The sequence below is a fragment of the Methylobacterium sp. Leaf88 genome, from assembly GCF_001422795.1.
GTDB lineage: Bacteria > Pseudomonadota > Alphaproteobacteria > Rhizobiales > Beijerinckiaceae > Methylobacterium.
This window is the reverse complement of the sequence record NZ_LMMK01000011.1, coordinates 41,755-62,244: the sequence shown is the minus strand read 5'-3', so window position 1 is coordinate 62,244 and position 20,490 is coordinate 41,755. Positions and strand designations below refer to the sequence as shown.

18 protein-coding genes are annotated in these 20,490 nt (G+C 68.7%); 14 read left to right on the top strand and 4 right to left on the bottom strand.

What is annotated here, in order from left to right; translation table 11 throughout:
* Positions 1–3: 3 nt before the first annotated feature.
* Positions 4–468 carry a preQ(1) synthase gene (queF, locus tag ASF20_RS06175; RefSeq protein WP_056213513.1) on the bottom strand — a complete coding sequence of 155 codons (465 nt, stop codon included), beginning with the start codon at positions 466–468 and terminating at the stop codon, positions 4–6.
* A gap of 132 nt (positions 469–600) precedes the next feature.
* Between queF and ASF20_RS06170 the strand changes: the two genes are divergently transcribed.
* The 4 genes from ASF20_RS06170 to ASF20_RS06155 all read left to right on the top strand — a co-directional run bounded on the left by ASF20_RS06170 (position 601) and on the right by ASF20_RS06155 (position 3,519).
* Positions 601–804, top strand: coding sequence for a hypothetical protein (locus ASF20_RS06170; protein WP_056183260.1), 204 nt, complete (start codon positions 601–603; stop codon positions 802–804).
* Positions 805–1,010: 206 nt separating this feature from the next.
* Positions 1,011–2,300 carry a phosphopyruvate hydratase gene (gene eno, locus ASF20_RS06165; protein WP_055951092.1) on the top strand — a complete coding sequence of 430 codons (1,290 nt, stop codon included), beginning with the start codon at positions 1,011–1,013 and terminating at the stop codon, positions 2,298–2,300.
* A gap of 102 nt (positions 2,301–2,402) precedes the next feature.
* Positions 2,403–2,813 carry a DUF393 domain-containing protein gene (locus tag ASF20_RS06160; RefSeq protein WP_056272147.1) on the top strand — a complete coding sequence of 137 codons (411 nt, stop codon included), beginning with the start codon at positions 2,403–2,405 and terminating at the stop codon, positions 2,811–2,813.
* Positions 2,814–2,865: 52 nt separating this feature from the next.
* Positions 2,866–3,519: a DUF1345 domain-containing protein gene (locus tag ASF20_RS06155; RefSeq protein WP_056272056.1), complete on the top strand. Its 654-nt coding sequence runs from the start codon at positions 2,866–2,868 to the stop codon at positions 3,517–3,519.
* Positions 3,520–3,540: 21 nt separating this feature from the next.
* Here ASF20_RS06155 and ASF20_RS06150 read toward each other — a convergent pair whose 3' ends face one another.
* Positions 3,541–4,584, bottom strand: coding sequence for an endonuclease/exonuclease/phosphatase family protein (locus tag ASF20_RS06150; RefSeq protein WP_056213520.1), 1,044 nt, complete (start codon positions 4,582–4,584; stop codon positions 3,541–3,543).
* 113 nt (positions 4,585–4,697) lie between these two features.
* Here ASF20_RS06150 and ASF20_RS06145 point away from each other — a divergent pair, with 113 nt between their 5' ends.
* From ASF20_RS06145 to ASF20_RS06130, 4 genes are all read left to right on the top strand, one after another.
* A complete protein-coding gene (locus ASF20_RS06145) occupies positions 4,698–6,074 on the top strand; it encodes a pentapeptide repeat-containing protein (protein WP_056272053.1) in 1,377 nt (458 codons plus the stop codon).
* Positions 6,075–6,105: 31 nt separating this feature from the next.
* Entirely contained in the window at positions 6,106–6,876 is a 771-nt protein-coding gene (locus ASF20_RS06140) for a potassium channel family protein (protein WP_056213524.1), read from the top strand.
* Between the two features lie 192 nt (positions 6,877–7,068).
* The gene (locus ASF20_RS06135; protein WP_056272050.1) at positions 7,069–10,053 is read left to right on the top strand and encodes a response regulator; all 2,985 of its coding nucleotides are present in this window, start codon (positions 7,069–7,071) and stop codon (positions 10,051–10,053) included.
* A 73-nt stretch (positions 10,054–10,126) separates the two neighbouring features.
* Positions 10,127–11,071, top strand: coding sequence for an aspartate carbamoyltransferase catalytic subunit (locus ASF20_RS06130; protein ID WP_056272048.1), 945 nt, complete (start codon positions 10,127–10,129; stop codon positions 11,069–11,071).
* 22 nt (positions 11,072–11,093) lie between these two features.
* Here the strand turns inward: ASF20_RS06130 and purN are convergent, their stop codons facing one another.
* Together purN and purM are read right to left on the bottom strand one after the other, a co-directional pair.
* Positions 11,094–11,768: a phosphoribosylglycinamide formyltransferase gene (purN, locus tag ASF20_RS06125; protein ID WP_056272045.1), complete on the bottom strand. Its 675-nt coding sequence runs from the start codon at positions 11,766–11,768 to the stop codon at positions 11,094–11,096.
* A complete protein-coding gene (gene purM / locus ASF20_RS06120; protein WP_056272042.1) occupies positions 11,768–12,835 on the bottom strand; it encodes a phosphoribosylformylglycinamidine cyclo-ligase in 1,068 nt (355 codons plus the stop codon). Before purM ends, purN begins: the two co-directional genes overlap by 1 nt.
* A gap of 252 nt (positions 12,836–13,087) precedes the next feature.
* Here purM and ASF20_RS06115 point away from each other — a divergent pair, with 252 nt between their 5' ends.
* The 6 genes from ASF20_RS06115 to ASF20_RS06090 all read left to right on the top strand — a co-directional run bounded on the left by ASF20_RS06115 (position 13,088) and on the right by ASF20_RS06090 (position 20,473).
* Positions 13,088–14,179, top strand: a complete 1,092-nt coding sequence (locus tag ASF20_RS06115) for an AI-2E family transporter (protein WP_056272038.1) — start codon at positions 13,088–13,090, stop codon at positions 14,177–14,179.
* Entirely contained in the window at positions 14,180–14,944 is a 765-nt protein-coding gene (locus ASF20_RS06110; protein ID WP_056272034.1) for a hypothetical protein, read from the top strand.
* Between the two features lie 120 nt (positions 14,945–15,064).
* Positions 15,065–17,485 (top strand): RNA degradosome polyphosphate kinase, encoded by a 2,421-nt coding sequence (locus ASF20_RS06105; RefSeq protein WP_056272031.1) that lies wholly within the window; start codon positions 15,065–15,067, stop codon positions 17,483–17,485.
* A 22-nt stretch (positions 17,486–17,507) separates the two neighbouring features.
* Complete coding sequence (ppx, locus tag ASF20_RS06100) at positions 17,508–19,055, top strand: exopolyphosphatase (protein ID WP_082487221.1); 1,548 nt, start codon at positions 17,508–17,510, stop codon at positions 19,053–19,055.
* 52 nt (positions 19,056–19,107) lie between these two features.
* Entirely contained in the window at positions 19,108–19,437 is a 330-nt protein-coding gene (locus tag ASF20_RS06095) for a hypothetical protein (protein WP_056213546.1), read from the top strand.
* Positions 19,438–19,765: 328 nt separating this feature from the next.
* Positions 19,766–20,473, top strand: coding sequence for a methyltransferase domain-containing protein (locus tag ASF20_RS06090; RefSeq protein ID WP_244476341.1), 708 nt, complete (start codon positions 19,766–19,768; stop codon positions 20,471–20,473).
* Positions 20,474–20,490 lie beyond the last annotated feature (17 nt).

Below are 20,490 nucleotides of genomic sequence, written 5' to 3'. Positions count from 1 at the left end.
TTCTCAGCGGGCCCGGTAGGGTGGCACGCCGGGATCCGGAAGCCAGACGGACTTCGGCGGCTCGCCCGTCTGCCAGAACACGTCGATGGGAATACCGCCGCGTGGGTACCAGAAGCCGCCGATGCGCAGGTAGCGGGGCGCGAGCAACTCGGTGAGGCGCAGGCCGATACCCACCGTGCAATCCTCGTGGAAGGCTCCGTGATTGCGGAAGGCCGTCAGATAGAGCTTCAGCGACTTCGATTCGACCAGCCACTGATCCGGTACATAGTCGATCACTAGGATGGCGAAATCCGGCTGGCCGGTGACCGGGCACAGGGAGGTGAATTCCGGCACGGTGAAGCGGGCCAGATAGTCGGTGGTCGGATGTGGGTTCGGCACCCGGTCGAGTCGAGCCTCGTCCGGGCTGCCCGGCGGGGGCGTCATCTGTCCAAGTTGCAGGCTCTCGGCGCCTGAAGGCGGTGGCGTCATGGGCAAAATCTTCCGAAGACGAGGAGCGGACCACGTCGTAGGCGTCAGGCCTTATGACGAAATCCAATCATTTCGCCAGTCATGTGTCACCGACGAGTGGCAGGCGCGGGGTCCGCGTGCCATATGGAACGTATGAGCGACGAAAACACGGCTACCTACCCCTACACCCTGGAGATCCAGCCGCCCAAGGCGCCGGGCAGTCCATACCAGTGGGCGATTCGCCGGAAGGGGAAGCTGATCCAGCGATCCGACCGCAATCATCCCACCGAAGCCAAGGCGCGCGAGAACGGGATGGCCCAGATCGAGTTGCTTCTATCGGGCGCCGGAGACCGCTGACGCGATCCGGTCCAGACGGGACGCGGGAGATTCTGTCGGCCCGAAGGCAGCGGGTTACCGAGGGCGCTTGCCGGACGCGAAGCGTTGGCGGATAAGCCTCGGCGGGATCACCCCATCCCCGATGCGGCCAAATGGCGGCGTCCGGGAGGGGCCCGGCCTCACGCGATTGAGGCCTCGACAAGCCGAAACGTCCGGAAGGCGCCTGCATGACCGCGATCACCAACATCGCCGCCCGTGAGATCCTCGACAGCCGAGGCAACCCGACCATCGAGGTCGACGTGCTGCTCGAAGACGGCTCCTTCGGCCGCGCAGCCGTGCCGTCAGGCGCCTCCACCGGCGCGCACGAGGCGATGGAGCTGCGCGACGGCGACAAGGGCCGCTACGGCGGCAAGGGCGTACGCAAGGCGGTCAACGCCGTGCAGTCCGACATCCTCGACGCCATCGGCGGCATGGATGCCGAGGACCAGATCGCCATCGACGAGGCGATGATCGAGCTCGACGGCACCCCGAACAAGAGCCGCCTCGGCGCCAACGCGATCCTCGGCGTCTCGCTGGCCGTCGCCAAGGCTGCTGCCGAGACGGCCGGACTGCCGCTTTATCGCTACATCGGCGGAACGCAGGGTCGGGTGCTGCCCGTACCGATGATGAACATCATCAACGGTGGCGCGCATGCCGACAATCCGATCGACTTCCAGGAATTCATGATCATGCCGGTGGGCGCATCGTCGCTCGCCGAGGCCGTTCGCATGGGCGCCGAGGTGTTCCACACTCTGAAGGGCGCCCTGAAGAAGGCCGGCCACAACACCAACGTGGGTGACGAGGGCGGCTTTGCCCCGAATCTGCCTTCGGCCGAGGCCGCCCTCGACTTCGTGATGCAGTCGATCCAGGCCGCCGGCTTCAAGCCCGGTACCGACATGGTCCTGGCCCTGGACTGCGCCGCGACGGAATTCTTCAAGGACGGTGCCTACCACTATGAGGGCGAGGGGCAGACCCGCGATATCGAGGCACAGGTCGCCTACCTCGCCGGCCTCGTGGATGCCTATCCGATCCTGTCGATCGAGGACGGCATGTCCGAGGACGACTGGGAGGGCTGGAAGCTGCTCACCGACCGGGTCGGCGACCGTTGCCAGCTCGTGGGCGACGACCTGTTCGTGACCAACGTCACCCGCCTCTCGCGGGGCATCGCCGAGCAGACCGGCAACTCGATCCTGGTGAAGGTCAACCAGATCGGGTCGCTCACCGAGACACTGGCGGCCGTCGATATGGCCCAGCGCGCCGGCTACACCGCCGTGATGTCCCACCGCTCCGGCGAGACCGAGGACTCGACCATCGCCGACCTCGCGGTCGCGACGAATTGCGGGCAGATCAAGACCGGCTCGCTCGCCCGCTCTGATCGGTTGGCCAAGTACAACCAGCTGATCCGCATCGAGGAGGGCCTCGGCTCGCAGGCGCTCTATGCCGGCCGCAACGCCCTGAAGGCGCTCGCACGCCGCTGAGGCCACGCAAGCGCGCCTGCAAAGGTGCCTGAGTGAATCCGACACGGCCGCGAAGTCCTTCGCGGCCGTGTTTCGTTGCAGGCCGTGCCCTATGTCTCGTCCATGTCCACCTCCCAGACTACGCGCCTCGCGCTGACCGTCTATTACGACGGCGCCTGTCCTCTCTGTGCCGCGGAAATCCGGCTGTACCGGCGCTCCGAGGGGGCCGAGCGCATCGCCTGGGTCGATGTCGGGGCCGAAGGCCCTGCGGAACTCGGACCCGGCCTCACGCGGGGTGCGGCCCGGGCGCGCTTCCACGTTCGGCGCCCCGATGGTGCCCTGGTCTCGGGGGCCGCCGGATTCGTCGCGCTCTGGGCCGTGCTGCCGCGCTGGCGCTTCCTCGCGTGGCTCGCCCGCCTACCGGGCGTGCTCGGTCTGGGCGAGTTCGCCTACCGCCTCTTTCTGCCGTTGCGGCCCTGGATCGCCCGGCGCGTTCGGGGCGGTGGACCACGCTGCGACAAGGCTTGCGGATAGGGCGCGCGTGGGCGCAGGAGCGGGGACGGAGTTCACTCCTGCGAGGCGGCGCATGCTCAATCCCATCCAGGCCTTCTGGCTCCGGCCGCGCCTCCTCGTCAGCGTCGGGCTCACCCTGGTGCTCGCCCTGATCCTGCCCTTCGCCGACCTGTCGGTCCGGCTTCCGATCGGTTGGTGTCTCGGGGTTCTCGTCTATTGCGGGCTCATCGTCGGCAAGGCCGCACGCCAGTCACGGGATTCCCTGCGGGCCGAGGCCTCGCGCCTCGATGACAGCGCCTTCACGGTCACGCTCTTCGCGATCCTGGCGGCGGCGGCGAGCTTCGGCGCCGTGGCCATGCTGGTTCTCGGAGGAAACGGCAGCGAAGCCTATCGCCTGACTCACCTGGCCCTCGCGGCCGCCACGATGATCTGTGCCTGGCTCTTCGTGCAGGTCGTGTTCACGGTGCACTACGCGCACCTCTACTACGGCGCCGATGCCGACACGTCCCGCGGCGGCCTCGACTTCAACGGCGACGAGAACCCAGACTTCTGGGACTTCTTCTACTTTTCCGCGACGATCGGGGCGACGTCCCAGACCTCGGACACCGACATCACCAGCAAGGCGATGCGCCGGGTCGCCACGGTGCAGACGATCTATGCCTATGTCTTCAACACAAGCGTCCTGGCGCTGGCGATCAACATGGCGGCGGGTGTCGCCCAGCATTGAGCCTACAGGCGGCGCCGAACATCAGGGCGCGGCCTCCAGGGCTTCTCGAGCGTCCGCGTGATCGTCCACTGTAGCCTCCGGTGCCTCCTGCAGGTCCGGAGCTCGATCGCTGCGGCACAGGCTGATGAGGATCGGGAAATGGTCGGACTGGATATGGGGCAGGCGCTCGATCCGGCCAAGCAGGAAGTCGGCGCTGAAGAAGATATGATCGAGGGGCCAGCGCAGCAGCGGCCACTTCGCGTTGAAGGTCGGATAGAGACCGCGCCCGATGCGCGGATCGAGGAGCCCGCTGATCCGCTGGAAGAGGTCGTTGGTCTTGGACCAGGCGACGTCGTTGAGATCCCCCGCCACAACGGCGGGACGCCCCTCCGCCTTCACCTCGCGGGCCACCAGGACGAGCTCGGCGTCGCGTGCGGCGCTGCTCTGGCCCGGGTGGGGCGGGCGCGGATGCACGCCGAAGAACGTGAAGGTCTCGCCGGAACGCAGGGTCACGCCGGCGCGGACGGAGGGGACGTCGTCCTCCAGGAGGAAGCGCACCTGCGGGTCGGTGAGGGGGAGCTTCGAATAGAACATCAGCCCGTAGGTGTTGCCCTGCGGCTGGGCCAGCACGTGAGGATAGCGGGCCCGCAGGGGTTCGAGCGCCTGCGCCCAGGCTGCGTCGGTCTCGACCAGCAGCAGCAGGTCGGGGTCCTGAGCGGCGATGAGATCGAGGATCGGTGCGTAGGCGCGGTTGGACTCGAGCACGTTGGCGATCATGATCGACACGCCGGCGTCGGAGCGGCAGGCGCCGGCCTCCGCGGCCACGGCCTGCGGCGAGGACAGACGCGTGAACGGGTAGATGCAAGCCACTTGGTAGGCTAGGGCTGCCACGAGGCCCGCGGCGAGCATCAGCCCCGGGGCATCGCGGGCGACGAGAAGCAGGCCCAGGATCACCGGCACGATCAGGGCCGCAATCTGCAGTCGCGGAAAATCGAAGGTGCGGATGAAGCCGGAATTGCTCGGAACGAACGGCAGGAGCGTCGCCGCCACGAGGAGCACGCCGAAGGCCTTCAGGCCCAGTGCCATCCATGTCCCCGCCACACTTCACCTCCCGTGCCGTCGCCGGCACGCCGTGGCCGAGCGTTGCGAAACGTCCCAGGGCCGGAATGGTGCCCGCATGGCCCACCGGGAGGTCGGTCATGGAGCCTGACGCCGAGGAGACTGCCGCAGCGCGCGCACGGGTCGACGCGCTCCTCGCCCGCCTCGAATCCGCAGCCTTCATCGGCTTTTCCGGTGACGAAGCCCGCGACCTCGGCGGCCTGCCCCTGGGGCGGGAAGCCCTGGCGGCCCGGCTCGGCGACACCCCGCAACCACCCGCCTGGTGGGACCCGAAGCAGGCCGGCTTCGCCCTCGCCGGTGCCGATCTCAGCGACGCGCACCTTGAGGACACGGATCTCACCGGCGCCAACCTCGCGGGGGCCAATCTCGCCGGGGCCCTCGGACGCTCCGCGGGCTTCGCCGGCGCCACGGTGGAGGAGGCGAATTTCGCCGGTGCCGATCTCAGCGGCGCCCGCTTCACCGGCATTGCCGGCGGCGAAGCCAATTTCGACGACGCCATGCTGGAGGATGCGCATTTCGGGGGCGCTGCGATGCGCTTCGCCAAGCTCCGCCGGGCGCTCCTCGACGGCGCCAATTTCGACGGCGCAGACCTCTGGGGGGCCGACTTCACCGGTGCAGATGCCGACTACACGCATTTCCGCGGTGCACGCCTGGACGAGGTCAAGCTCGTGGGCGTCAACCTGACCTACGCGGATTTCGAGGGCGCCAGCTTGAAGAAGACCCAGCTCAGCGGGTCACGCCTGCGAGGGGCCAATCTTACCGGGGTGAAGCTCGATGGGGCCGACCTGTCCGGGGCCGACCTGTCCGAGACCAGCCTGGTGCGGCTCAATCTTTCCACCTGCGACCTGCGCCATGCGCGCTTCGCCGGGGCCTGGCTCAACGGCACCCGGATGCGGGTGGACCAGCTCGGCGGCGCGGTGGGCGAGGAGATCGCCCGGGACTACGTCGCCGCGCAGGCGAGCTACCTCGCCCTGGAACAGAACTTCAAGAGCATCGGCAGCCAGGATGCGGCGAGCTGGGCCTACAAGCGGGGCCGCCGGATGGGCCGGTTCCACGCGGGCGCCCAGGCACGGGCGGCCTGGGAGAAGCGCGTGGGCCCGGACCTCGCCCGCCACGGCTATCAATGGGTTGCCGACCGCTTCGTGGAGTGGCTCTGCGACTACGGCGAGAGCCTGTCGCGCATCGCCCGCGCCTTCGTCATCCTGATCTTCGTCTTCGCGGTTCTCTACGGCTTGACCGGTGGACTGATCCCGGAGGGGGGCGACGGGCGGGCGACCTACAATCCCCTGGATCTCGTGAGCTACAGCGCCCTGAACATGATGACCGCCAATCCCCCCGAAATCGGCGTGAAGCCGGTCGGCCGCGTCACCAACCTGCTTGTAGGCATCGAGGGCGCGGCCGGCATCATCCTGATGGGCCTGTTCGGCTTCGTTCTCGGCAATCGGCTGCGGCGCTGATCGACCAACCCCGATCGGCCGTTCTGCCGCCATGACCTCACTCACCGCGCGCCTCGCCGGACTCTACGAAGGAAATACCGACGGGGCGCATCGCTTCCGCTACGGCCTCCTCGTGTTGGACGTGACCACCGTCGCCTACGTCGTGGTGACTTCGTTCCTGCCGCGCGCGCCCTGGATCGAGGGAATCGACGTCGTCCTCGGCCTCGTCGTCCTCCTCGACTTCCTGGCGCGCCTCGCCATCAGCCGGAACCGGGCGCAGGAATTCCTGCACCTCTCCACCTGGGCGGACATCGCCGCGGTGGTATCGTTCCTCGCGCCGGTGGTGGGGGAGGGGGTCGGCTTCCTACGCATCCTCCGGACCCTGCGCCTCCTGCGCACCTACCAACTCCTCGATCGCCTCCGCGCCGACAGCACCGTCTTTCGCGCCAACGAGGACGCGATCCTGGCCGCCACCAATCTCGCGGTCTTCGTCTTCGTGATGACCGGGATCGTCTACGCCACGCAGCACGGCAGCAACCCGGCGATCGGCAACGCCATCGACGCGCTCTATTTTACCGTGACCTCGCTGACGACCACCGGCTACGGCGACATCACCCTGCCGGGCCCCACCGGACGCCTGATCTCGGTCGTCGTCATGATCTTCGGCGTGACGCTGTTCCTGCGTCTCGCCCAGGTGCTGTTCCGCCCCCCCAAGGTACGGTTTCCCTGCCCGGCCTGCGGCCTGCAGCGCCACGACAGCGATGCGGTTCACTGCAAGGCCTGCGGCACGCGTCTCGCCATCCCGGACGAAGGTGCCGATTGAGCGGACATCGCACCGGGCGCGGCGAGCCCCGGGATGAACGGAAACGGCGCCGGCGCGTTTGCGAGCGTCTGACCCGTGATCCTGTTCCTCCGATCCTGTCGTGGTGGGGCTGGAGCACAACACCATCGCCGCCGCGACCACGCCGGCCCTTCCTCCCGCCCGCCCGGGCGTTAACCCCGTGAACCGCATCGCATGACCAGCGCCTACCCGAAGCGTCCCGATCGCGGTTGGCGCAAGCCCCGCATCCTCGCGGGCCTGCCGAGTTCCCCCCTCGCCCTGGTGCTCATCGGCATCGCGGTGGCGGCCGGCATCGGAAACTATCTGGCCGGCGAGGCCAGCCGCACCGAAGCGGCGCGCCAGCACGCGATCCTCAGCGAGAGCGAGCGCCTGCTGTCGAACATGGTCGAGCTCGAGACCGGCATGCGCGGCTACGTGCTGTTCGGTGAGGAACCCTACCTCGAGCCCTATCAGGCGGCCCAGAACACCATCGACGGGCAGCTCGATACCATCGAGACCCTGACGAAGCAGACCGATGCCCAGGCGCCCGAACACATGCGCGACCTGCGCCGTTTCGTGGAAGCGAAGCGGAACTACGCCGCCCACGTCATCGACCTGCGCCGGAACCGGGGCTACGACGCGGCCGTCTCGCTGGCTCGCCTGGGGGAGGGCAAGCGCACCATGGACGGCGTGCGGGGGGCCGCCAAGGGTGTCCAGAACCACGCTACCGCTGTCCTCGCCGTCAGCGAGGAGCGGGACCGGGTGCTCTCACTCGTGCTGCTGCTGGTGTCGATCGCCTCGGCCCTGGGTGCGGTCGGGCTGCTCGGGCGCCTCGCCTTGGTGCGCCGTCGCGACGAGCAGCGCACCGCCGCCCTCCTCGACGGCGTCTTCGCCAACGCACCCGTCGGCCTCGGCTTCCTCGACCGTGACCTGACGATTCAGAACATGAACCGGGCGCTCGCCACCATGAATGAGCGCGGATTCGGCGCCGATCTCGGTGCGCCAATCTGGGCGAACGTACCGACGCTGCAGGAGCAGCTCATCCCGAAGCTCAAAGCCGCCCGCGACGAGGGCTTGGTGACCACCAACGTCGACGTGGCGGTGCCCACCCCGAGCGCACCACGCGGGGTGCGCCACTTCCAGATGAGCTTCTATCCCCTGCGCGGACGGACCGGCTCCGCACGCACCGGCGGCGCCCAGGCCGACGGCGTCGGACTCGTGGTCTCGGACGAAACCCTGCGCAAGCTCTCCGAGGAGCGCATGCGCCACAGCGAGGAGCGCTTCCGCTCCCTCACCGAGGCCACCACCGCCATCGTCTGGACGACCAATCCGGAAGGCGGATTCGAGGTGACCCCCTCCGAATGGACCCGCTTCACCGGTCAGACGCCCCAGGAGGCCGCCGGAGCCGGATGGCTGGGCTCGATTCATCCCGACGACCGCGAACGCACCAACGCGGCTTGGCTGCAGGCCCTGGAAACCCTCGCGCCCTACGAGATCGAGCACCGTGTCCGCCGCCAGGACGGGGTGTGGCGGATCATGTCGGCCCGTGCCGTCCCGATCCTGGAAGAGAACGGCAGCATCCGCGAATGGGTCGGCACCCATTCCGACGTCACCGCCCGCAAGGAAGCGGAACTCGCCCTGGAGGCCGCCAAGGAGGCGGCCGAGGAGGCCAACCGCGCCAAGAGCCAGTTCCTGGCCAACATGAGCCACGAGTTGCGGACCCCGCTCTCGGCGGTGATCGGCTATTCCGAGATGCTGCAGGAGGAGATCGAGGATCTCGGCGAGGAGGGACTCCTCGCCGACATGCGCAAGATCGAGGCGAACGCTCGCCACCTGCTGGGCCTCATCAACGATGTCCTCGACCTTTCGAAGATCGAGGCCGAGCGCATGGAGATCTATGCCGAGGCCTTCCCGGTAGCCGAGACCGTGCGCGACGTCGCCGCCACCGTAGAATCGCTGGTCGACAAGAAGGGCAACAGCCTGGCCCTCGAGATCGCGGACGACCTCGGCGAGGCGCAGACCGACCAAACCAAGCTGCGCCAGTGCCTCATCAACCTCCTGAGCAATGCGGCGAAGTTCACCGAGGCCGGGCGCATCACCCTGTGGGTCACCCGCACGGCGCGCGAGGGGGCCGACTGGCTCGCCTTCCGCGTGACGGACACCGGTATCGGCATGACCCCCGAGCAGCAGGCCAAGCTGTTCCAGCGCTTCACCCAAGCCGACGCCTCGACCACCCGCCGGTTCGGCGGCACCGGCCTCGGCCTCGCCATAACCCGCGCCTTCGCCGAGATGCTGGGTGGCCGCATCGAGGTGGAGAGTGAGGAGGGAGCCGGCACGACCTTCACCCTGACGGTGCCGGCGACCTACGTGCCTCCAAACCCGATCGCGGCGGCTCATCAGGACCACGACGCTCTGCATCGGACCGGCGAGGCACGACCGATCGCCGGCGGCCATGTCCTGATCATCGACGACGACGCCGCGACGCGCGATCTCCTGGCGCGCTTCCTGGAACGCGACGGCTTCACCGTGGCCACCGCCCGTGACGGGCGCGAGGGCGTGGAGCGAGCCCGCGAGCTCAAGCCCCGGGTGATCCTCCTCGACGTGACGATGCCGCGCATGGATGGCTGGTCGGTGCTGCGTACCCTGCGGGCCGACCGGGAACTCGGCGCGACCCCGATCATCATGGTGACGGTGCTCGACGAGCAGAACCTCGCCTTCTCGCTGGGCGCCACCGACTACCTGCAGAAGCCGATTGAGTGGGGCCAGCTCAAGTCGGCCATGGAGCGGTTCAAGCCCTCCGAGCACAAGGGCCCGGTGCTGATCATCGATGACGATCCGGATGCCCGCGAGCGCCTCTCCGCGATGCTGACCCGCGAGGGCTGGCGCGTCGCCTCGGCCGAGAACGGCGTGGCCGGCCTGGAGGCGACGGCGGCCAAGAAGCCCTGCCTCATCCTCCTCGACCTGATGATGCCGGAGATGGACGGCTTCGGCTTTCTGAGAGCCCTGCGCGAGCAGGCCGAGTGGCGCGATATCCCGGTCGTCGTCCTCACCGCCAAGGACATCACGGCCGACGACCGCAGGCGGCTCGCGGGGCGTGCGGATCGGGTCCTGCAGAAGGGCGGCCTGAGCCTGACGGATCTGGCCGAATCCCTACGGCCGCTGGTGGCCCCCGGGGTCTGACGACGCCAGCCCGGCGGGCGCTCCGCGCGCGCTTGCCGGCCCCTGCGGGGCGGCCTATAGCCCTGGACCCACCATGACAGCCGCCCCTCCCAGCTTCCCCCACCGGCACCTGCTCGGGATCGAGGGGCTCACCCGACCCGACATCGAGATCCTCCTCGACCGGGCGCAGGACGCCGTAGCCCTCTCGCGTCAGGTCGAGAAGAAGCGCACCACCTTGCGCGGCCGCACCCAGATTAATCTGTTCTTCGAGCCCTCGACGCGGACGCAGAGTTCCTTCGAGCTCGCCGGCAAGCGCCTTGGAGCCGACGTGATGAACATGTCGGTGGCCTCGTCCTCGGTGAAGAAGGGTGAGACCCTCATCGACACCGCCGCCACCCTCAACGCCATGCGGCCCGATATCATCGTGGTGCGCCATCACGCGGCCGGCGCCGTGCACCTCCTGGCCCGCAAGGTCGACTGTGCCGTGGTCAATGCCGGCGACGGTGCCCACGAGCACCCGACGCAGGCGCTCCTCGACGCGCTGACGATCCGGCGCAACAAGGGCCGGATCGAAGGTTTGCGGGTCGCGATCTGCGGCGACGTCCTGCACAGTCGCGTGGCCCGCTCGAACCTCATCCTGCTGCAGGCCCTCGGTGCGCGGGTCCGGGTGATCGGACCCTCGACCCTGCTGCCCACCGGCATCGAGCGCTTCGGTGTCGAGGTCTTCACCGACATGCGCAAGGGCCTGGAGGGCTGCGACATCGTCATGATGCTGCGCCTGCAGCGCGAGCGCATGAACGGCTCCTTCGTGCCCTCCGTGAAGGAGTATTTCCGCTATTTCGGCCTCGATGCCGACAAGCTGCGGCTGGCCGCACCCGACGCCCTCGTGATGCATCCGGGCCCGATGAACCGCGGCGTCGAGATCTCTTCGGAAATCGCCGACGGGGCACAGTCGCTCATCAGAGAGCAGGTCGAGATGGGCGTGGCCGTTCGCATGGCGGTGCTGGAAGCCCTGGCGACGCATCTGCCGAACGCGTGAGGCGGCTGCGGCGTCTGCCCGCCTACAGGCTGAGCAGCGCCCCCTCCACCTCCGGCACCTCCTCCGAGAATACCACCCGCGCGCCATCGAGTCGGGCCTTTCCGCCCGCGACGAGAGCCAGGGCTTGGGGATAGAGCCGGTGCTCCTGCACCAGGATCCGAGCGGCGAGGGCGTCGGAATCGTCGCCGGGCCGGACCGGCACGGCCCCCTGCGCGATGATGGGGCCGGCATCGAGCTCGGGCACGACGTAATGCACGGTGCAGCCATGCAGCCGCACCCCGGCGGCGAGCGCCTGTTCATGGGTGTGCACGCCCTTGAACAACGGCAGCAGGGAGGGATGGATGTTGATCATCCGGCCGGCCCAGGTCTCGACGAACCCGGCGGTGAAGATCCGCATGAATCCGGCGAGACACACGAGGTCGATACCGGCCGCCTCCAATTCGGCGTTCAGCGCGGCGTCGAAGGCCTCCCGGCTCGAATAGGCCCGGTGATCGAGGGCACGGGTCGGGATGCCACGCTCGGCGGCGTAAGTCAGGCCGGGCGCTTCGGGCCGGTTGGATGCCACCAGCAGGATCTCGGCGGGATAATCCGGCGCCTCGGCCGCCGCGATCAGCGAAGCCATGTTCGAGCCGCGCCCTGAAATGAGGATCGCGACACGGGTCTTGCCTCCGACCGATGATGTCTGCGCGGCCGCCATCAGAAGGCGAGCCGGCCTTCGAAGGTCACGGGCTCGGCCCCACGCGGGGTGATGCGGCCGAGGCGGACCGGGGAGGCGCCACCAAGGTCGAGGGCCTTCGACACGGCGCTCACGCTCTCGGGTGCCACCACCACGACCATGCCGATGCCGCAGTTGAAGGTGCGCAGCATCTCGGATTCGGCGACTCCGCCGACCTCCGACAGCCAGCCGAAGACCGGGGGCGGGATGATCGCGTCGAGGTCGATGCTGATGCCGACGCCGTCGGGCAGCACCCGGGGCAGGTTGTCAGGGAAACCGCCGCCGGTGATGTGGGCGAGGGCCTTGATCCCATCGGTGGTGCGCAAGGCCGCCAGCAGCGGCTTGACGTAGATCTGGGTTGGCTCCAGCAGGGCCTCGCCGAGGGTCCGGGCAGGCTCGAAGGGCGCGGGATCGTCGTAGGACAGGCCGCTCTTCTCGACGATGCGGCGCACCAGCGAAAAGCCGTTGGAATGGACGCCCGAGGACGGCAGGCCCAGGACGACATCGCCGGGCACGATGTTGCCGCGCGGCAGCAGGGTCCCGCGCTCGGCCGCCCCGACGCTGAAGCCGGCCAGATCGTAATCGGAGCCGTCGTAGAGGCCCGGCATCTCGGCAGTCTCGCCACCGATCAGCGCACAGCCGGCGAGCCGGCACCCGGCCGCGATGCCGCGCACGATGTCGGCGCCCACCCCCGGCACCAGCTTGGCGGTAGCGAAATAGTCGAGGAAGAACAGCGGCTCGGCGCCCTGTACGATGATGTCGTTGACGCACATGGCCACGAGATCGATGCCGATGGTGTCGTGCCGGTTCGTCTCGATGGCAATCTTCACCTTGGTGCCGACGCCGTCATTGGCCGCCACCAGGATCGGATCCTTGAAACCTGCGGCCTTCAGATCGAACAGGCCGCCGAACCCGCCGATCTCGGCATCCGCCCCCGGCCGGCGCGTGGCGCGCACCAGCGGCTTGATCGTCTCGACCATGGCGTTGCCGGCATCGATGTCGACGCCCGCGTCCGCGTAGGTCATTCCGTGTCTGGGCTCGCCGGTCATCCGCGCCGCTCTCCGAAGGTCCATGTTCCGCGACCTCTAACCGCTCCCGCGCGCCTTCGCGAGTCCGTCCTCGCAGCGAGCGCATCGCAGGTCGCGGGGATTCGCACCGAGGTCCGCAGCCGAGGCTCCGACAGCGGCGCACGCGAAACGTCGGCATGCGCCCTGCAGCCTTGACCGCGTCCCCTCCCGTTCCCACTGTTGATCCGCGAACGGCGACGTCGCGCACACGACGATTGGGACGGGGAACGGCCGATGCGCGGCAGGGCGATGATCGGGCTGATGGCCCTCGTGGGCGTCGCCCTCCTGCTCTATCTGCTCGCCGACGTCATGCTGCCCTTCGTGGCGGGCCTCGCGTTGGCCTACCTCCTCGACCCGATCGCGGACCGACTCGAGCGCCTCGGGTTCGGGCGGCTCTCGGCCTCGCTCCTCATCCTCGCGGTCTTCGTCGTCGGGCTCGTGGTGGCCCTGCTTCTCGTGGTGCCGCTCGCCGCCAACCAGGTCTCCGCCCTCGTGGCGACTCTGCCCGGCATGGTCTCGCGGCTGCAGGGCATCCTCGCCGAACGGGCCGGCCCACTGCTGCAGCGGGTGGGAGGCGCCGACGTGCTCACCGATCTGCAGTCGCAGGTCGGCACCTTGGTGGGACAGGGCGGCACCTGGTTCCTGACCTTCCTGAAATCCTTGTGGTCGGGCAGCCAAGCGCTGATTTCCATCGCGTCGCTCCTCGTCGTCACGCCCGTGGTGGCATTCTACCTCCTCGTCGATTGGGACCGGATGATCGCGACCCTCGACGGCTGGGTGCCTCCCCGGCATCGCCCGGTGGTCCGGCGCCTCGGGCGCGAGATCGACGGGGCGGTGACGGGGTTCGTCCGCGGGCAGACCTTGGTCTGCCTCATCCTCGGCACCTTCTACGCCGTCGGCCTCTTCTTCGTCGGATTGAACTTCGGCGTCCTCATCGGCCTGATCGCCGGCTTCCTCACCTTCATCCCCTACGTGGGGACGCTGACCGGCTTCCTGCTCTCGGTCGGGGTCGCCCTGGCGCAGTTCTGGCCAGGTTCCGACTGGCTGCATATCGGCCTGACCATCGGGGTGTTCGTGGTGGGACAGTTCCTCGAAGGCAACATCATCTCGCCCAAGCTCGTGGGCGAATCGGTGGGTCTTCACCCGGTCTGGCTGATGTTCGCACTCCTCGCCTTCGGCTCGCTGTTCGGATTCCTCGGACTGTTGCTGGCCGTTCCGGTGGCGGCGTCCATCGGCGTGCTGGTCCGCTTCGTCCTAGAGCGTTACCTCCAGAGTCCGCTCTACTACGCGGACGCACCCGCGCTCCTGTCGAAGCCTGAACCCTGAATGGCAACCCGCGACACCGTCCCCCCGAAGCAGCTGGCCTTCGACCTGCCGGCCGACCCGCGCTACGGCCGCGAGGACTTCCTCGTAGGCCCGGCCAACGAGGCCGCCTATACGCTGGTCGAGGCTTGGCCCAACTGGCCCGACACGGTGTGCCTGCTCACCGGACCACCGGGGAGCGGCAAGAGCCATCTCGCCTCGATCTGGGCGACCCGCTCCCACGCCTGGACGGCCCAGGCTTCGGAGATCACCGCCGTTACGGTGCCGCGCTTCCTCTCCAACGGCGCCCTGGTGATCGAGGACATCGACCGAGTGGGAGCGGACGGGAGCGCGCCCCGCGACGAGGCGGCCCTGTTCCACCTCCTCAACCTCGCGCGCGAACGGGGCTGCCCGGTGCTGGTCACTTCCGCCACCTCGGTGGAGGGGCTGAGCCTGGCGACGGCGGACCTGCGTTCCCGCCTGCGCCTCGCCCCCGGCGCCACCATCCTGCCCCCGGACGACGCCCTGTTGCGCGCGGTCCTCGTCAAGCTGTTCGTCGACCGGCAGCTGGTGGTGGATCTCGCCATCGTGGAGGCTCTGGCCCTGCGGATCGACCGCTCCCTCGGGCGCGCCCGAGAAGTGGTCACCGCCCTGGACCGGGATGCCCTCAGCCGGGGTCGACGCATCACCAAGCCACTGGCGCTGGCAGTGCTGGAGCGCCTCGGCTTCGGGGCCGAAGAACCGGAGGACGAGGACGAGACGGATCCCGGGGATCATGCCCCGATCTGATGGCGGCCTGGCTACACGACCAACGGCCGAAGATCGTCATGCAACCGTCACAAACGCCGGCCCGGCCCATGCTACGACGCCGACCCTCGAAGACCTGTAGGAGACGAACACTTGGCGGACATGGACTCGGACACGACCGCATCGGATGCCGGAACCCCGCGTGTCACCGAGGGCCGCACGCGGGCTGCCCGGCCCGCCGCCCGGCGGACCGGGCAGCCCGCAGCGGTAGCCTCCAAACCTCAGCCGGGGAAGACGATCCGGGACGCGCTCGCGGATGCCAAGGCGCCCGTATCCAATGCCCTGCCCGATGCCGATCTCGACCTGCCGCCTCCCGGAGACCTGCCGCTCCCTCCCGGCGAGGGCCTCCCAGGTGCGGAGGCGCGTGATTCCGTGCGGGAGGCAGGGCTCGCCCTGCGCCACTCGCCCGAGCGCTTCGTCAACCGCGAACTGTCCTGGCTCCAGTTCAATCGCCGGGTGCTGGAGGAGGCCTCGAACGCCAACCACCCCCTCCTGGAGCAGGTCCGGTTCCTCTCAATCTCGGCCAACAACCTCGACGAATTCTTCATGGTGCGGGTCGCTGGCCTGCACGACCAGGTTCGTGCCGGTCTCGTCCTGCCCTCGCAGGACGGCCTGACCCCGGCCGAGCAGCTGGCGCGGGTGGGGACCGAGGTCTCTCGCCTCGCCCTCGACCAGCAGGCGCGCTGGCGCGAGCTGCGCGGTGAACTCCTCGGCGTCGGCATCGAGCTCATGGAGCCCGCGGGCCTGACCCAGGATCACAAGGCGTGGCTGGAGGACTACTTCCTCAACCACGTCTTTCCGGTCCTGACGCCGCTCGCCATCGATCCGGCGCACCCGTTCCCGTTCATCCCGAATCTCGGCTCCACCATCGCACTGATGCTGGTGCGCCCCCGCGACGGCCGGACCCTGCGCGCGCTGATCCGTCTGCCGGCGGTGCTCGACCGCTTCGTGCGCCTGCCGGATGCCGAGAACGATTCGACCGCCCGCTTCATCGCCATCGAGCAGGTCATCGTGCTGTTCACCGGGCGGCTCTTCCCCGGCTATGCCTTGCGCGGACAGGGCGCGTTCCGCGTCATCCGCGACTCGGACCTCGAGATCGAGGAGGAGGCCGAGGATCTCGTCCTGCATTTCGAGACGGCCCTCAAGCAGCGCCGCCGCGGCGTCGTCATCCGGCTGGAGGTCGAGGCCGGGATGCCCGAGGACCTGCGTGCCTTCGTGGCTGACGAGCTCGAGATCAGCAGCGACGCGGTGATCTTCGTGGAGGGGATGCTCGCCCTCAACGAGCTGTCGCAGATCGTCGGCATCGATCGGCCGGACCTGAAGTTCAAGTCCTACAACCCCCGCTTCCCCGAGCGCATCCGCGAGAGCGGCGGCGACGTCTTCGCGGCGATCCGACAAAAGGACTTCATCGTCCACCACCCCTACGAATCCTTCGACGCGGTGGTGCAGTTCCTCGCCCAGGCCGCCCGCGACCCCAACGTGGTGGCGATCAAGCAGACGCTCTACCGCACCTCCTCGAACTCGCCGATCGTCGCGGCCCTGGCGGAGGCCGCCGAGCTCGGCAAGTCGGTGACGGCGCTGGTCGAGCTGAAGGCCCGCTTTGACGAGGAGGCCAACATCCGGTGGGCGCGCAACCTGGAGAAGGCCGGCGCGCAGGTCGTGTTCGGCTTCATCGAGCTCAAAACCCATGCCAAGCTGTCGATGGTGGTCCGGCGCGAGGGCGACCGCCTCGTCACCTACTGCCACGTCGGCACCGGCAACTACCATCCGATCACCGCGCGCATTTACACCGACCTGTCCTTCTTCACCGCCGATCCCGCCGTGGCGCGGGACGTCAGCCGGATCTTCAACTTCATCACCGGCTACGCCGAGCCCGCCGAGCTGGAGCGGATGTCGGTCTCGCCGTTGACCCTGAAACCGCGCCTCTTGGAGAACATCGAGGCGGAGGTGGCCCATGCGAAGGCCGGACGCCCAGCCGCGATCTGGATCAAATGCAACTCGCTGGTCGACCAGCAGATCATCGATGCGCTCTACGACGCCTCCCAGGCGGGGGTCCAGATCGACTGCGTGGTGCGCGGCATCTGCTGTCTGCGCCCAGGAATCCCGGGGCTGTCGGAGACGATCCGCGTCAAATCGATCGTCGGGCGCTTCCTGGAGCATGGACGCATCTACTGCTTCGGCAACGGTGTCGGGCTGCCCCACCCCAAGGCCGTCGTCTACATCTCGTCAGCCGACCTGATGAGCCGGAATCTCGATCGCCGCGTCGAGGCGCTCCTGCCGATCACCAATCCAACGGTGCATCAGCAGGTGCTAGACCAGATCATGCTGGCCAATCTCCTCGACAACCGCCAAAGCTGGCGTGTACTGGCGTCTGGTGCCAGCGAACGGATCCAACCTGCCGAAGGGGAGGAGCCGTTCAATGCGCACAAGTATTTCATGACGAATCCGAGCCTCTCCGGGCGCGGCAAGTCGTCGAAGAAGTCGAGCCCGCGCGCCCTGAGCCGACGCGCGCAGCGTGGCTGACGGACCGTCCAGAGGAGCCCGCATGGGCCTCGACCCAGCCCGCCCCGCGCCCGTCCAGGGCATCCCCTTGTCCGGGGCCGGGGACCACATCGAGCCGGTGGCGATCATCGACATCGGCTCGAACTCGGTACGGCTCGTCGCCTATGACGGCCTGACCCGGGCGCCCACTCCGCTCTATAACGAGAAGGTGCTGTGCGGCCTCGGCCGCAACGTGCTCTCCACGGGCCGCCTCAACGAGGAGGCGGTGCGCCGGGCACTGGTCGCGCTCGCGCGCTTCCGCGTGCTGTGCGAAACCATGCGCGTGTCGCGCACCTTCGTGCTGGCCACCGCCGCCGCGCGCGACGCCGAGAACGGCCAGGAATTTCTCGCCGCGGCGGAAGCCGCCTGCGGCCAGCGCATCGAACTGCTCTCCGGCCGGCGCGAGGCCGAGCTCTCGGCGCTCGGCGTCATCTCGGGCTTCCACGCGCCCGACGGGGTCGTGGGCGACCTCGGCGGGGGCTCCCTGGAACTGGTGGATGTGCGCGGGGCCACGGTGGGGATGGGCGTGACGATGCCGCTCGGCGGCCTTGCCCTCCAGGATCTCTCGGGCGGCTCGGTCAAGAAGGCCCTCAAGATCGTCCGCGAGAACCTGAAGAAGGCGGCGCCCCAGCTGGAGACCCTGCGCGGGCGCAGCTTCTACGCCGTCGGGGGGACGTGGCGCGCGCTCGCGCGGCTGCACCAATCGGCCCGGGGATACCCGCTGCACGTCATGCACGGCTACAGCGTCGAGCCGTCGGACGAGCTGAACTTCCTCGAAGTGGTGGAGCGCACCGACGCGGCCCTGCTGCAGGATGTGGAGAGCGTCTCCGAAGCGCGCCGTCCCCTCCTCGCTTACGGGGCCGTGGTGCTGGAAGAGATCATCCGGATCGGACGTCCGCGCGAGCTCGCCGTCTCCGCCAGCGGCGTGCGCGAGGGCCTGCTCTACGAGCAGCTCGACCGCGACGCACGCCTTGCCGACCCGCTGCTGGCGGCGGCGGCCGAATTGAACACCTTGCGTGCCCGCTCGCCGGGCCATGCGGAGGACCTCATTACCTGGAGCGACCGCTTCATCGCCAGCCTCGATCAACCGGAGACTGCCGACGAGCGTCGCCTGCGCCACGCAGCCTGCCTCCTGTCCGATATCGGCTGGCGGGCGCACCCGGATTACCGCGGCGAGCAGAGCGTCAACGTGATCACCCACGCGGCTTTCGTCGGGATCGACCATCCAGGCCGGGCCTATCTGGCACTGGCCATCTACTTCCGCCACGAGGGAATCGCCCCCGAGAAGGCGAGCCCGATGCTGCGCAACCTGGCGGGCCCCCGCCTGTTCGAGCGCGCCCGTCTGCTCGGCGCCCTGCTGCGCCTCGCCTTTCCGCTCTCGGCCGGCATGGCGGGAGCCCTCGGGCGGATTCCCGTCACCATCGAGAGTGGCCGGGTGACGCTGACCCTTCCTGCGGACCTGGGTTCCCTTCCCGGTGATCGGATCCTCAACCGGGTGCGCGGTCTCGGTCGCCTGTTCGGCCTCGAGGGCCGGATCGTCGCAGCGGATTGAACCAAAACACAAGCGGAACCGTTTTCCGCGTCCGGCAAGGAGAATTACGGACATGAAGTCACTCTGTGCAGCGGCGGTTCTGGGGCTGACGGTCCTCGGCTCGGTGAGCCCTGTCCTGGCCCAGCCCTACCGCGGATACGAAGACGGCTATCGCGGCCGCGACGACGGATATCGGGGTAGGGACGACGGATATCGCGATCGCGATGGCGATTTCCGGGACCGCGGCCGCGGCTCCGGCCGACGGGACTATGGCTTCGACGAGGCCGAATACCTGCGCTGCAACCCCGATGTCCGCCGGGCCGTCAATCGCGGCCAGATGGAATCCGGCGCCGCACATTATCGGGTCTTCGGCCGTCGGGAAGGTCGGCGCCTGAGCTGCTGACGCACGCGATCGAAGTCGGCAACTCGGGGCGACGTCTCCGAGGGGCCGGCCCCGGTTCTGAGCCCAGGCTCCGTATAACTTCGTTCGGAGGGCACGAGCTGGGAGGCGGCAGCGAGAGCCGTGGCTCCGCCTCGGTTAATCTGTCTGTGCGGTCGAGACATCCCCGAGCAAAGACCGGGAGCCGCCGGACCGCCCGGATCGCGGGCTCAAGCCTCTCGCTCGGAACGTGGCGCTCGCGACCGGGACCCGCCCCGGTCGGTTCGGGGCGGCCCCTTGAGTCAGAAGGGCCTGACAGCGAAGACGTGTTTCCAGGATCATTTTTCGGCCCATGCGGCCGAGTATGCAGCGCACCGACGGACCTAATCAGGGGGCCCTAGCCGATGCGCTCGCGGATGCCGCGCCGGGGCAGTCCGTGGCCCTCGATTGCGCCTGCGGCACCGGGCAGCTCTCAGTCCTGCTTGCCGATCGATTCGAACACGTCATCGCCGCGGATGCGAGCGCCGCGCAGGTTGCCCCTGCGAGGCCGCATGCCCGCGTCGCCTACAGCGTGGCGCCCGCCGAGCGGAGCGGTCAGCCGGCGGCGCGCGCGGCCTCGTGCCGGTCGCGCAGGCAGCCCACTGGCTCGAACTTCCGACCTTCTACACCGAGGTGCGACGGGTCGCGCATCCTGGCGCTCATCACATACTGGGTGCTGCACATCGATGATGCGGCGATCGATGCCGTGACGCAGCGCTTCTATGGCGGAACCCTCGGCCCCTATTGGCCGCCCGAGCGCCGCCACGTCAAAGACGGCTATCGCATGCTCCCGTTCCCCTTCCCGGCCGTTGCGATGCCAGAACTTGCCATCAGGCTGTCCTGGGGACGCTCCGAGCTGATCGGCTACACGGAGACCTGGTCGGCGGTCCGGGCATTGGAAACGGCGTTGGGCCGGGCGCTCATCACGGCATTCCATGATGCCCTGGCCGCGGCCTGGGGCGCCCCCACCGTGCAGCGGGACATCCGTTGGCCCCTGTCCGTGCGCGCCGGTCGACTCTGACCGGCGCGAAGGCTGCG